Source organism: Castellaniella sp., from assembly GCF_034007085.1.
Taxonomy (GTDB): domain Bacteria; phylum Pseudomonadota; class Gammaproteobacteria; order Burkholderiales; family Burkholderiaceae_B; genus Castellaniella.
Genome location: NZ_JAVERO010000059.1, coordinates 1 through 12,467 on the forward strand (window position 1 = coordinate 1; position 12,467 = coordinate 12,467).

Consider the following 12,467-nt stretch of genomic DNA (forward strand, 5'->3'; position numbering starts at 1 on the left):
GACCCTGCTGGCGCTCGGCCACCAGGGCGAAATCGACCAGCATGATGCCGTTCTTTTTGACGATGCCGATCAGCAGCAGGATGCCGATGATTGCGATGACGCTCAGATCGAAGCCGCTGCCCATCAGAATCAGCAGCGCCCCGACCCCGGCCGACGGCAAGGTGGACAGGATGGTCAAAGGATGAATGGTGCTTTCGTACAGCAGGCCCAGAACGATGTACACGGCCACCAGGGCAGCAGCAATCAGGTAAGGCTGGGTCGCCAGGGATTCCTGGAATACCTTGGCCGTACCCTGGAAAGCCCCCTGGATCGACAGCGGCAGCTCCATGACGGCCTGCGCTGCGCGAATGGCATCCACTGCCTGCCCCAGCGAATATCCCGCCGCCAGATTGAACGAGATCGTCACTGCCGGAAACTGGCCCTGATGATTGATGGACAGATAACCCGGCCTGGACAGATCCACCCGCACCAGGCTGGACAGCGGCACCTGTTCGCCGGTCAGCGGCGACTGGATGTACAAGCGCGAAAATACGGCGGGATCCGACTGCAGTTCCGGGGTGATTTCCAGGATCACCTGATAGCTGTTGATCTGGGTGGAATATTGCGCCACCTGGCGCTGCCCCAGGGCACTGTACAGGGTGCTGTCGATCATGGCCGGTGTGATGCCGAACATGGCGGCGCGGGCGCGATCGATCGTGACCACCGCCGTATTGGCGCTGTTCTGCTGGTCTGTCGCCAGATCGGCCAGTTGTGGCAAGCTGCGGAAACGTTCCAGCAGACGCGGTGCCCAGGTATTGAGTTCTTCCAGGCTGGCACTGGTCAGGGTGTACTGGTACTGGGTGCGCGACAGGCGCCCACCCACATTGATGTCCTGCCCCGCCTGCATGAACAGGCGCACCCCGGGGACCGGCTCCAACTGCGGCCGCAGCCGGCGGATGACTTCATCGGCGCTGGCCTTGCGTCCGGCTTCGCGCGGCTTCAGATTGATGAAAAAACGCCCGGTGTTGAAGGTCGGCGCATTGCTGCTCATGCCAAAAGAGGCCACATCGGGGTCCTGGCGCAGCACGTCGGCCAGGGCCAGCATGCGCTGGTTCATGGCATCGAATGAACTGTCCTGCGAAGATTCCGCCAGGCCGAAAATCGCCCCCGTATCCTGCTGTGGGAAAAATCCTTTCGGAATCACGACAAACAAGAACGCCGAGGCCGCCACCGTTACCAGGAAAAAGCACAGCGTGGCGAACTGGTGATCCAGCACAACGTCCAGCCCCCGCCGGTAGGCGGCCTGCAACCGCTGGAAGCCGCGCTCGAACGCCCGCTGGAGGCGCCCGCCCGGGTTCTGCCCCGGGTTGCTCAGATAGCGCGAACACAGCATGGGGGTCAGGGTGAGCGTCACCAGCATGGAGATCATCACGGTCATGACGACCGTCACGGCGAATTCCCGGAACAGCCGACCCACCATGCCGCTCATCAGCAACAGAGGGATGAACACTGCCATCAGCGACACCGAGATCGACACGATGGTAAAGCCGATCTCGCGGGCCCCCTTCAGGGCGGCTTGCATGGGCGGCGCGCCCTCTTCCAGATGGCGCCAGATATTTTCCAGCATGACCACGGCATCGTCGATCACGAACCCCACGGAAATCGTCAATGCCATCAGCGACAGATTGTCCAGGCTGTAGCCCGCCACGTACATCAGGGCAAAGGTGCCCATCAACGACAGCGGTACCGTGGCGCCGGCGATCAGCGTGCCCGTCACATTGCGCAGGAACACGAAAATCACCAGCACCACCAGCGCGATCGACAGCAGCAGCGTGAACTCGACCTCGCGGACCGAAGCGCGGATATTCTGTGTCCGGTCCATCAGGGTGCTGACCTGGATGCTGGCCGGCATGGATGCCATCAGGCGCGGCAATTCAGCGCGGATGCGCTCGACCGTCTCGATCACATTGGCCCCGGGCTGCTTGGTGATCCCCATCACCAGGGAACGGCCATTGCGCGCTACATCGCCCGGGCCCGCCCCCTGGCCGGCGAATGCCCAGGCGGCCTGTTTTGCGTCTTCCGGCCCCGCCACGGCCTGGCCGATGTCGCGCACCCGCACCGGTGCGCCATTGCGCCAGGCGACGATCACGTCATTCCAGGGCGCCACATCCAGCACTTGATCGTTGGCGTAGATGGTATAGCTCTGGTGGCGGCCATCGATCACCCCCTTGGGCTGGTTGACCGTGGTGGTGGCAATCACGCCCCGGATCGACTCCAGGTCCAGGCCCAGCGCAGCAATTTTCTGGGGATCGACCTGGATGCGAATGGCCGGCTTCTGCTGGCCGAAGATATTCACCTGGCCCACGCCTTCGATGCGCGACAACTGCTGGGCCAGGATGTTATCGGCGAAATCGTTGACCTCGGTGACCGGCAGCACATCGGACTGCACCGACAGGATCAGGATGGAAAAGTCCGCCGGATTGATCTTGCGAAAAGTCGGCGGACTGGACAGATTCGAGGGCAACTGGCGCGAAGCCGCATTGATGGCGCTTTGCACGTCCAGGGCCGCGCCATCGATATTGCGATCCAGTGCAAACTGCAGCGTAATGCGCGAGACGCCCAGCGCATTCTCGGAACTCATCTGCACCAGGCCGGAAATGGTGGAAAATTCCCGCTCCAGCGGCTGGGCCACGCTGGTGGCCATGGTCTCCGGGTTGCCCCCGGGCAGCCTGGCCGTGACCTGAATGGTCGGGAAATCGACCTGGGGCAATGGCGCCACCGGCAGCAGCGGAAACACTGCCAAACCCAACAGGAACAGGGCCATGGCCAGCAAAGCCGTGCCGATGGGCCGCCGGATGAACGGTTCAGAAACGTTCACAGGGCATTCCCCGGCTCAGCGGTCGGAAAGCTCGCATCCGCAGGCGTCGGGCCTGTCGCATCAGTCATTGCCTCGGCAACCTGTACGCCGGGCCGCAGCTTGTAATGGCCATCGACCACGACGCGCTGACCCGCAGACAAGCCTTGGGTCACGATGGCCAGGCCATCCTGCATCACGGCCGTCCGCACTGCCTGCATGCGCACGTGATCGTCCGGTCCGACCACATAGGCGTACAGGCCATCGGCACCACGCTGCACAGCGGATTCCGGCACCACCAGAGCGCCCGCCTGCTGGCCCAGGATCAGGCGCACATCCACTGTCTGCCCAGGCCAAAGGGCCAGGGTGGGATTGTCCAACCGGGCCTTCAGGCGCAAAGTACCGCTGGCAGTGTCGATCCGATTGTCCATCAGGACCAGCGTGCCCAGCCCCAACCGTTCAGGCCGGCCCCGATCATAGACCTCGACCGCCAGTCCCGGACCGGACGCATGCATGGCCGCCTGAACGGCGGCAAATGCCGTATCCGGCACGGTAAAGCTGACGGCAATCGGATCGACCTGATTGATCAGCACCAGCCCGGCAGCATCCGTCGCGCGGACCAGATTGCCCGGGTCCACCTGCCGCGCCCCGGTACGCCCCGTCAAAGGGGCCGTGATGCGGGTGTAATCCAACTGGACGCGCGCGGCCTGGATCTGGGCCTCATCCGCTTGAACAGCGGCTTGCAGCACGGCCACCTGAGCACGCTGGGTGTCCAGCGTCTTGCGGTCGATGGCGCCATGGCGGGCCAGTTCGACATAGCGCGCCAGATCCTGGCGGGCGTTGTCCAGTTGCGCCTGATCCCGCGCCCGCTGCGCAACCGCCTGGGCCAACTGCGCCTGCTGAGTGCGATCATCGAGCCTGGCGATGAGCTGTCCCTGGCGCACGATCTCGCCTTCTCGGAAGCCAAGCGATTCGAGTTGACCGTCGATACGCGCGCGCACCGTGACACTGGCCCAGGCCTGAACCGCACCCAGCCCCTGAAGGCGGATAGGCATGTCGCGCACCGCCACAAGCGCCGTGCGCACCAGGACAGGGGCGACTTCGGTGTTGCCCGCAGCCGCAGGCGCCGGGCGGTTCGACCACCATCCCCAGGCCCCCAGGACCAGCAACGCCACCAGCCCCCACCAAAGACCAGAACGGCGCACAGAGGAAATCGCCATGAGTCCTCGAAACGGGATGATCAACGGGAAAGCACCCCACCGCGCCATGGCGCAGGCAAAGCGCACGGCCATGCGGCCACCTGTGGGCGAGTATACGTGGAAAAGGCGTCCCCACGCGGTGCGCGGCTTGCGCCTGCTTGCTGCCCCTCAAGGGGATGCTGCTACATCCGTTGACCGCATAAAACGAAGCCCCGGGACTTTCGTCCCGGGGCTGCTGGCATGGCCGGCTGGAAAACCCGCCGGCCATGCCTACGCCGATCAGACAGCGATCAGGCAGAGCGGCGCGAACGCGAACTGGCCTTGGTGGCCTTGCCGACATCGGCCGCAGCCTTCAGCGTGGCATTGGTCGCGGCAGCGAAATTCGATTCCGCCGCGCTGGCGGCCTGGCGGGCAGCCTTGGTGGCAGATTCATAGGCATTGGTCGCAGTGGCCAGCGAGGACTTCAGCAGCGCCACGGCACCTTCGGATCCGGTCGGGGCATTGCGGGCAAACTGTTCGACCGCATCAGACACCTGTTTCTGCCCTTGGGCCAGCTGGGCTTCGGCCAGCTTGCTCAGGTCACCCTGGATTTCGGCCAGGATTTCGTAGACGTCCTTGCCATAGGCCACCGCCTGTTCCGGGCGCACCAGCGTGGAGGTAAAGGCCAGCAGTTCCTGGGCGTCTTTCAGTTCGGTGGCTTCCTGGGATTTCTGGGCCACGTCTTCCAGAGCAGCCTTGGTCGCCTTCAGGTTCAGATCGACCAGTTTTTCGAAACCGCTGAAAAACGTGCCCTGGACGGCCAGCAGGTTGTCGATGACGGCCTTTTGAGAGGCCAGCAGGGATTGTTGATTCGCGCTCATGATGACTCCTTGTCAAATGTAGAAGGCTTCCTCAGAGGCACAATGCCCGGCACCTTCTCGATCACAGCGGTTTTGCTGCAACGCACAATTGAAATTTTATAAGATCCGCCAAGAATGTCAATCAATTTTGTTGCGTCGCAACAAAATGGTTGCCAGGCGTATCAAAACAACCAGCGCAGCGCGGAAATCCCTGTCCCGCCGCCCGGTATTCAGTGTTGCGCCTCGTAGCCCAGTGCCTCGGAAATACGCGCGCTGGTGCTCATCAACAGCGGAATCCAATCGTCGCGCATGCGTTCTGCAGGGGCCGACAGGGACAGGCCGGCCAGCAGTGCTCCCGAATCGTCATGGATGCCTGCCGCGATGCAGCGCACCCCGAGTTCGAGTTCTTCGTTGTCGCGCGAATAGCCGTGCCGGCGCACCAGCGCGAGTTCGCGTTCCAGCTGATCGACCTCGGTGATGCTGTTGCGCGTAGTGCCGGCCAGCCCCGTGCGCATGGCGTAGCTGCGCACACTGCGGGCATCCCACATGGACAGGAACAGCTTGCCGGTCGAAGTCAGGTGCAGGGGTGCCCGGCCGCCGATGGCCCGCACGACCTGCATGCCGGATCGTTCGCTCCAGGCGCGTTCGACGTAGACGATCTCGTCCCCCTGGATGAGCGACAGGTTGACGGTCTGGCCTGTCTGGCGATGCAGTTCACGCATCGGCCCGATGGCGGCCGCGCGCACGTCCAGGCGGCCCTTGACGAGCGAGCCGAGTTCCAGCAGACGCATGCCCAGCCGATACAGGCCGCTGTCCACCCGTTCGACGTAACGGCCCACGGCCAGATCGGCCAGGATCCGGTGCGTGGTCGAAGCATGCAGGCCGGTGGCGGCCGACAGATCCTTCAGCGTGACAGGATCACGCTGCCCAGCCAGGACATCCAGGATGCGCATGGCCCGATCCAGAACCTGGATCGTCACTGCGCCGTGGTCTCCGGCGACCGAGGCAAGCGCCGGAGCACCGTGTGAAGACATAGAAGACGAGGGAGAAGAACGTGCCATGGGTTCGCTTTGTTGCATTGCGCCATTTTTCCATACTATGAAAAAACACACCGTATGGCAAGTGTTTCCTGGCAACTGGCCAAAGCCCCGCCCGGCCCGCGCGGAATCCGGTCAGGCGGGAGGCTCAAGCCGACCGCCCAGCGCCAGCACCTCGGACCGCAGCCAGGCCAGCGCCTCGGCAGCGGCCTCTGGGGCGCCCTTGACTCCCAGTTCAATGTGGGGGTGCCCCCCCGAATCGCCGACGTTGGGCAGGCTGAAGGCGCGGATGCCTGCCCAGCGCTGCTCCAGCCATTCCAGCGCCGGGGTGACGCGGGATTCAGGCAGGCCGAACACCAGGAAGGAATGCTCTACCCGTGCTTCGAGATGATGCCACCTGGCATAGCGCGTATCCAGCGTCCAGCTCATCATGGCATGCGCCATCACGGGAAAGCCCGGCATGAAGCTGTGATCGTGGATGAAGAATCCAGGGATCCGGTTGTAGCTGTTCGGAATGATTTCCGCCCCGGTGGGAAAAACCCCCATCTGCAGGCGCTGCTGGTTTTCCGGGGTGGACATGTCGGCACTGCCCTGGCCCTTGGCCGCCATGTCCGCGCAGCGTTGGCCAATCAGGCGGGCGGCTTCGGGATGCAGCGCCAGCGGCACTCCCAGGGCGCGTGCGGCGGCCTGGCGCGTGCGGTCGTCGGGCGTGGCGCCGATGCCCCCGCAGCAGAAAACGATATCGGGCGTCGCGAAGCTGCGGCGCAGGCATTCAACAATATCATCCTCGTCGTCGGAGATGAATTCTGCCGCATGCAATCGCAAGCCACGTTCCTGCAGCAATTCAATCAGCTTGGAAAAATGCTTGTCCTGGCGACGCCCCGACAGGATTTCGTCGCCAATGGCGATCAGCCGCACACGCGGCGGCGACTGGGAAATCGGGCAAGCGGCGGCCTCGCTCGCGGTGGACTGGACTGCGGACGGATCGGCGGCGTGAACAGGGGCGGATGGCATCATCGGATTTCCAGATCAAAGGTCCATGACAGTTTCGGCCCGCAGGCGGCGGATCGCCTCCAGGCAGAAATGAGCGTACACCAGCGCCGAGAATACCGGCATCACCAGCCAGAACAAGGGAATCAAGTTGACGACCGCCAGGCAGGCCGCAATCAGCCAGAGCTGGCGATTGTGGCGCCGCCACAGCAGCCGCCGTTCGGCCGGGCTGGCGTGTTCGATCATGGCATCCACTCGCAGCATCCGGTTCAGCGCGAAAGCCCACCAGAACACCGGCAGCAGCAGCGCCATCGGCGGAATCAGCCACAACGGCATGGTCACCAGCCACCCCAGGCAGAACAGCACCCCGACCCAGGCCGCATTCCAGATGCCCAGCGCCGTTGCATGGCGCCCCTGGCGGCCCAGCCCCACGTAGTCGCGGCGTTCCAGATGGTGCAAGACGATGGGCATGACGAACACGGCGGCAATCGCCAGGCCCAGGATGCCCGCCATGGGCAGCAGCAGACCCGCCGCCATCAACGGCACCAGCCACAGTTTCAGGGAAAACAGGCCAATGGCGATCAGCCAGCCGTCAACGGTATTGAACAAGCCCCAGGATGAAGCCTCCTGGTCCAGCCAGCCGGTCAGGGGTTGCCAGAAGAACCACAGCAGCAGCACGGCACCCAGGCAGGCGATCACAAAGGGCAGGAACAGGGCCGCCAGCATGCGTGGATGCAACTGGCTGGCGGCGGCCCGCCGAAACGCCTGCCCGACCAGCGCCAGGCCATGAGAGGAACGGGAATCGCGCAAGGCGAGGGCTTGATGCGTCATACAGAGAAATGTCCTTGTGAACCCATACAATCCATCTTATTCAAAGAACGGGATGTCTGTCTGCATGAAATTGTTCGATCCGCACATCGATCCCCAGGCCCTGCGCGCCCGGCTGGCCTCGGACACAGGCCGCCGCGTGGCCTGCTACTGCGCCGCCTGGTGCCGCACCTGCGACGCCTGGCGCCCCCTGCTGGAAGCGCTGGCCGACGAATACCCCGACTGGACTTTTCTCTGGGTGGATGTCGAGTACAGCCCGGACTGGCTGGGCGATGAGGATATCGAGAACTTTCCCACGATCCTGGTGCAGGATCGACAGGGCACGCGCTACTGGGGCGCGCTGCAGCCGCGCATCGAGCAATTGCGGCGGCTGATCGATGGCGCCGCTGAGCTGCCGGCGCTGTCGGTCGGCCCAGGCAGCCTGGACAGCCTGGCAGATTAAGAAGATTTACCGCCCAGCAAGACACCCACGGACCGACGCGCCGGCACCACGGCGGGGCGCGGTTCGGCATCCGGGCGCGGCGCAGCGGCGGACGGTTCGTAGGGTCGGGTGAAAAAATCATCCAGCGGTGCCTCAGGGACAGCCCGGGCAGGTGTCCCACGATGCCCGACGGGGCGGCGGCGAGCCATGCTGCGCGGCAGTTCGAGTTCGCCGCGAGGGATGCGGGTCTTGATGAGTTTTTCGATGTCCTGCAGGTAGCGTTCTTCGTCAGGAGAGAACAGCGCAATGGCCTCGCCCGAGGCCCCTGCCCGACCGGTGCGGCCGATGCGGTGGACGTAGTCTTCGGCGTTGCGCGGCAGATCATAGTTGATCACACAGGGCACCCCGGCAACGTCCAGGCCGCGCGCGGCCACGTCGGTGGCCACCAGGACTTCCAGGGTGCCAGCCTTGAAGGCGTCCAGCGCCTTCATGCGTTCGACCTGGGTCTTGTTGCCGTGGATGGATTCCGCGCGCACGCCGTCCTGTTCCAGCTGGCGGGCCAGGCGGCTGCAACCGATCTTGGTGTTGGAAAACACGATGACCTGGTTGAGCTGGCGCGATTTGACCAGATGCACCACGGCCCGGCGCTTGGCCTCGCCTTCCAGGGGATAAGCGATCTGGGTCACGGTATCGGCCGTGGCATTGGGCCGCGCGACCTCGACTTCGACGGGGGTGCGCAGAAACGTGCGGCCCAGCTTGCGGATTTCGGGGCTGAAGGTCGCGGAAAACAGCAGGCCCTGCCGGCCCGGCGGCAGCAACCGCATGATGCGGTCCAGGTCCGGCAGAAAGCCCATGTCCAGCATGCGGTCGGCCTCGTCCAATACCAGGATGCCAACCTGCCCAAGGTTGACGTTGCGCTGCTCGACGTGATCGAGCAGGCGGCCCGGCGTGGCGATCAGGATTTCGCAACCCTGGCGCAGCAAGTCGCGCTGGGGGCGGATGTCCACCCCACCGAACACCACGGCCGTGCGCAAGGGCACGAAACGGCTGTACTGGGCGACATTGGCATGGACCTGATCGGCCAGTTCGCGCGTCGGCGTCAGGATCAGGGCGCGCACCGGATGCCGCGCAGGCGACGCGCTGCTGTTGGCAAACGGCATCAGCCGGTGCAGGATCGGCAGCGAAAAGGCAGCCGTCTTGCCCGTACCCGTCTGCGCGGCGCCCATGACGTCGCGGCCGGCCATGGCTATGGGGATGGCCTTGGCCTGGATTGGCGTGGCGGACACATAGCCGGTAGCCTCGATGGCCTGCATGATGCCGGGATGCAGGCCGAACTGGGCGAACGGAACGGGCGCCTCGGGGGCGGAAGAATCTTGGGGAGTGGAGTCGGTCATTCGTCGGTTTGGGGGCGCAGGCGCCCGGAAATCCGGCCCCACGCGTTCATGAACTCCCTATTTTAGCGTGCATCGCCGCAAGCCGGGCAATTGGTACAATGTCACCCTGACAAATTCCGGGAGACGGCAATGTCCATGTCTGATCGAGATGGGGTGATCTGGTACGACGGCAAACTGGTGCCATGGCGCGAGGCGACCACGCACGTGCTGACGCATTCCCTGCATTATGGGCTGTCCGTCTTCGAAGGCGTCCGCGCCTACCGCACCGATCACGGCACGGCCATTTTCCGCCTGGAAGACCACACCAAACGCCTGTTCAATTCGGCGCACATCTACCAGATGAAGATCCCCTTCTCGCGCGAGGCGATCTCCGAAGCCCAGATCGAGGTCGTGCGCCGCAACGAACTGGAATCCTGCTACATCCGGCCGCTGGTGTTCTATGGCTCCGAAAAAATGGGCGTCTCGCCCAGGGGGGCCTCGGTGCATGTCGCCATTGCCGCCTGGGCCTGGGGCGCGTACCTGGGCGAAGAAGCCCTCAAACAAGGCATCCGCGTCAAAATTTCCTCCTATGCGCGGCAGCACGTCAACGTCACCATGCCGCGCGCCAAGATCGCCAGCACCTATGCCAATTCCATCCTCGCCAACGCCGAGGCCCTGGACCATGGCTACGACGAGGCCATCCTGCTCGACACCCAGGGTTTCGTGGCCGAAGGCTCCGGCGAAAACCTGTTCATCGTGCGCGACGGCGTGATCTACGAACCCGACATCGCCTGCGCCCTGACCGGCATCACCCGGGCCTCCATCCACCAGATCGCCGCCGATCTGGGCCTGAAGGTAGAATCGCGCCGCCTGACCCGCGACGACCTGTACATCGCCGACGAGGCCTTCTTCACGGGCACCGCAGCCGAAGTCACTCCGATCCGGGAAATCGATGGCCGCCAGATCGGCGCCGGGGAACGCGGCCCCATCACCGCCCAGCTCCAGAAAGCCTTTTTCGATGCGGTCTCCGGCAAGACCCCGAAATACCATCACTGGCTCTCCAAGGTCTGACCCCATTTCAAACACTCATCCCGGACGCTTCACCCGTCCGGCCCTTTCCAGGAAACACCATGAGCAGCGTGCCCGAAACCGCCCACACCCAAGACATTGTTGAAGTCGGCGCCGAAGACCTGCCGGTCTATTGCCCCGGCCCCAAGGCGCCCCTGTGGTGCCAGCATCCGCGCATCTACATCGAGGTCGTCAAGAGCCAGGTCGCCCGCTGCCAGTACTGCGGCACGCGCTACGCCCTGCGCGAGGACGCAAAGGTGCACGGCCACTGAACCGTCTTCCATGTTCGCCACGCCCGAAGAAGCGGAATACGCCTTCTACGAAGCCATGCGCCAGGGCGATGCTGCGCTGATGATGCGCGTCTGGAGCGACGACGAGGACGCGGTCTGCATCCACCCAGGCGGCCTGCGGATCCTGGGCCCCCGGGCCATCCGGGCATCCTGGGAACGGGTCTTCGCCAACGGCCCGGTCAACGCCTCACCGTCTCAGGTCAAGGCTGTCACGGGGGTGATGAGCGCAGTCCACCTGCTGATCGAACGGATCCGGGTGAACACTCCACGTGGCAAGGATACCCTGCATTTCTACGCCACCAATCTCTACCAGAAAGGCCCGGAAGGCTGGCGGATGATCGTGCACCACGCATCGCCCGCCCCCCGCGAGGCCGAAATGCTCGATCGCCCCGACCCTGCCCGAACCCTGCACTGAGCCCGACTGAATGACCGCGCGCATCGACACCAGCCCATGCCCCGTCCCGGCCTGGCTGCCAGGCGGCCATGCCCAGACTCTCTACGGGGCTTTTTGCGCCCAGCATCCTGCCCTGCATTTCGTGCGCGAACGGGTGGATACGCCGGATGGTGATTTCATCGACCTGGACTGGTGCGCGCCGCACCTGAATCCCAATCAGCATTCCAACGGCCAGGCCTCGCCGCATCTGTCCAGCCTGGTGGGCACGGCAGCACGGCGATGGGCCGAGGACGCCGACTGGGCCGGGCTGACGGCTGATGGCCCCGTCCTGGTGCTGTTCCACGGCCTCGAAGGCAGCAGCCTGAGTCCCTACATGCAGGCCATCGCCCACGATTTCCGCGCTGCGGGCTGGATCGTGGCAGCAGCGCATTTTCGCGGCTGCTCCGGGGTGCCCAACCGCATGGCGCGGGCCTACTATAGCGGCGATTCCGCCGAAATCGACTTCATCATCGGCCATGTCCGCGCACGCCTGCCCCGCGCCGCACTGCATGCCGCCGGCATCTCGCTGGGCGGCAATGCCCTGCTGAAACTGCTGGGCGAATCCAGCGGGACACCTCACGGGCTGAAGGCTGCGGCCGCCGTGTCCGCCCCGATGGATCTGAGCGCCTGTGGCCGGCGACTGTCGGATACGCTCTGGGGCAGGCAGCTGTATTCCCGGCATTTCCTGCGCAGCATCCGCCGCAAGATCTTCGACAAGGCCCGGGAATTTCCCGGCTCGGTGGACGTCTCGCGCACCCAGAACATGCGCAGCCTGCGCGAATTCGACGATTTGTACACCGCGCCCATGCACGGCTATCTCAATGCGCTGGACTACTGGACCCGCGCCGCCAGCCTGCCCTTGCTGCCCTCGATTCACACACCGACTCTGGTGCTCAATGCCCGCAACGATCCTTTCGTGCCCGAAGCCTCGCTGCCGGGGTCCCGGGATGCTTCCGGCGATGTGCTGCTGCACCAGCCGGCCCAAGGAGGACACGCAGGCTTCGTGACAGGCGTGTTCCCGGGCAATCTGCGCTGGCTGCCTGCGAGACTGCTGCGTTTTTTCAGCAACGGCCACTGACCCAGCAGGTCCGCGCAGCGTGTGCCGCCCCTGGACACCCCTATTTCTTGAAAGGCGCCAACAAGGCACGCTGGTTGT

General features: G+C 64.4%; 12 protein-coding genes. 5 read left to right on the forward strand and 7 right to left on the reverse strand.

The window, feature by feature from the left end:
- The 6 genes from RBR29_RS06925 to RBR29_RS06950 form a co-directional block, all read right to left on the reverse strand.
- Nucleotides 1-2,857 (reverse strand): efflux RND transporter permease subunit (locus tag RBR29_RS06925; RefSeq protein WP_320348234.1); only part of this gene is annotated, 2,857 nt, incomplete at its 3' end.
- Nucleotides 2,854-4,053, reverse strand: a complete 1,200-nt coding sequence (locus tag RBR29_RS06930; RefSeq protein ID WP_320348235.1) for an efflux RND transporter periplasmic adaptor subunit — start codon at nucleotides 4,051-4,053, stop codon at nucleotides 2,854-2,856. The genes RBR29_RS06925 and RBR29_RS06930, both read right to left, overlap by 4 nt.
- Before the next feature lie 269 nt (nucleotides 4,054-4,322).
- Entirely contained in the window at nucleotides 4,323-4,892 is a 570-nt protein-coding gene (gene phaP, locus RBR29_RS06935) for a TIGR01841 family phasin (RefSeq protein WP_320348236.1), read from the reverse strand.
- A 209-nt stretch (nucleotides 4,893-5,101) separates the two neighbouring features.
- Nucleotides 5,102-5,905, reverse strand: coding sequence for an IclR family transcriptional regulator (locus tag RBR29_RS06940; RefSeq protein WP_320348245.1), 804 nt, complete (start codon nucleotides 5,903-5,905; stop codon nucleotides 5,102-5,104).
- A 138-nt stretch (nucleotides 5,906-6,043) separates the two neighbouring features.
- A complete protein-coding gene (locus tag RBR29_RS06945) occupies nucleotides 6,044-6,925 on the reverse strand; it encodes a molybdopterin-binding protein (RefSeq protein ID WP_320348237.1) in 882 nt (293 codons plus the stop codon).
- Between the two features lie 12 nt (nucleotides 6,926-6,937).
- Nucleotides 6,938-7,729, reverse strand: coding sequence for an EI24 domain-containing protein (locus RBR29_RS06950; RefSeq protein ID WP_320348238.1), 792 nt, complete (start codon nucleotides 7,727-7,729; stop codon nucleotides 6,938-6,940).
- Nucleotides 7,730-7,793: 64 nt separating this feature from the next.
- Between RBR29_RS06950 and RBR29_RS06955 the strand changes: the two genes are divergently transcribed.
- Nucleotides 7,794-8,168 carry a thioredoxin family protein gene (locus RBR29_RS06955; protein WP_320348239.1) on the forward strand — a complete coding sequence of 125 codons (375 nt, stop codon included), beginning with the start codon at nucleotides 7,794-7,796 and terminating at the stop codon, nucleotides 8,166-8,168.
- On the opposite strand, the gene RBR29_RS06960 is transcribed toward RBR29_RS06955, so the two are convergent.
- Nucleotides 8,165-9,541, reverse strand: coding sequence for a DEAD/DEAH box helicase (locus tag RBR29_RS06960; RefSeq protein WP_320348240.1), 1,377 nt, complete (start codon nucleotides 9,539-9,541; stop codon nucleotides 8,165-8,167). The genes RBR29_RS06955 and RBR29_RS06960 overlap by 4 nt on opposite strands.
- Nucleotides 9,542-9,670: 129 nt before the next feature.
- On the opposite strand from RBR29_RS06960, the gene RBR29_RS06965 reads away from it, so the two are divergent.
- From RBR29_RS06965 to RBR29_RS06980, 4 genes are read left to right on the forward strand one after another with little or no spacing between them, the layout of a single operon-like run.
- The gene (locus tag RBR29_RS06965; RefSeq protein WP_320348241.1) at nucleotides 9,671-10,591 is read left to right on the forward strand and encodes a branched-chain amino acid transaminase; all 921 of its coding nucleotides are present in this window, start codon (nucleotides 9,671-9,673) and stop codon (nucleotides 10,589-10,591) included.
- Between the two features lie 59 nt (nucleotides 10,592-10,650).
- The gene (locus RBR29_RS06970; RefSeq protein WP_320348242.1) at nucleotides 10,651-10,860 is read left to right on the forward strand and encodes a zinc-finger domain-containing protein; all 210 of its coding nucleotides are present in this window, start codon (nucleotides 10,651-10,653) and stop codon (nucleotides 10,858-10,860) included.
- 10 nt (nucleotides 10,861-10,870) lie between these two features.
- Entirely contained in the window at nucleotides 10,871-11,293 is a 423-nt protein-coding gene (locus RBR29_RS06975) for a nuclear transport factor 2 family protein (protein WP_320348243.1), read from the forward strand.
- 10 nt (nucleotides 11,294-11,303) lie between these two features.
- Complete coding sequence (locus tag RBR29_RS06980; protein ID WP_320348244.1) at nucleotides 11,304-12,389, forward strand: alpha/beta fold hydrolase; 1,086 nt, start codon at nucleotides 11,304-11,306, stop codon at nucleotides 12,387-12,389.
- Nucleotides 12,390-12,467 lie beyond the last annotated feature (78 nt).

What these genes read in the sequence shown, in the direction of transcription:
- RBR29_RS06930 (WP_320348235.1), bottom strand. Translation starts at nt 4,053, where the DNA reads ATGGCGATTTCCTCTGTGCGCCGTTCTGGTCTTTGGTGGGGGCTGGTG.
- phaP (WP_320348236.1), bottom strand. Translation starts at nt 4,892, where the DNA reads ATGAGCGCGAATCAACAATCCCTGCTGGCCTCTCAAAAGGCCGTCATC.
- RBR29_RS06940 (WP_320348245.1), bottom strand. Translation starts at nt 5,905, where the DNA reads ATGTCTTCACACGGTGCTCCGGCGCTTGCCTCGGTCGCCGGAGACCAC.
- RBR29_RS06945 (WP_320348237.1), bottom strand. Translation starts at nt 6,925, where the DNA reads ATGATGCCATCCGCCCCTGTTCACGCCGCCGATCCGTCCGCAGTCCAG.
- RBR29_RS06950 (WP_320348238.1), bottom strand. Translation starts at nt 7,729, where the DNA reads ATGACGCATCAAGCCCTCGCCTTGCGCGATTCCCGTTCCTCTCATGGC.
- RBR29_RS06955 (WP_320348239.1), top strand. Translation starts at nt 7,794, where the DNA reads ATGAAATTGTTCGATCCGCACATCGATCCCCAGGCCCTGCGCGCCCGG.
- RBR29_RS06960 (WP_320348240.1), bottom strand. Translation starts at nt 9,541, where the DNA reads ATGACCGACTCCACTCCCCAAGATTCTTCCGCCCCCGAGGCGCCCGTT.
- RBR29_RS06965 (WP_320348241.1), top strand. Translation starts at nt 9,671, where the DNA reads ATGTCCATGTCTGATCGAGATGGGGTGATCTGGTACGACGGCAAACTG.
- RBR29_RS06970 (WP_320348242.1), top strand. Translation starts at nt 10,651, where the DNA reads ATGAGCAGCGTGCCCGAAACCGCCCACACCCAAGACATTGTTGAAGTC.
- RBR29_RS06975 (WP_320348243.1), top strand. Translation starts at nt 10,871, where the DNA reads ATGTTCGCCACGCCCGAAGAAGCGGAATACGCCTTCTACGAAGCCATG.
- RBR29_RS06980 (WP_320348244.1), top strand. Translation starts at nt 11,304, where the DNA reads ATGACCGCGCGCATCGACACCAGCCCATGCCCCGTCCCGGCCTGGCTG.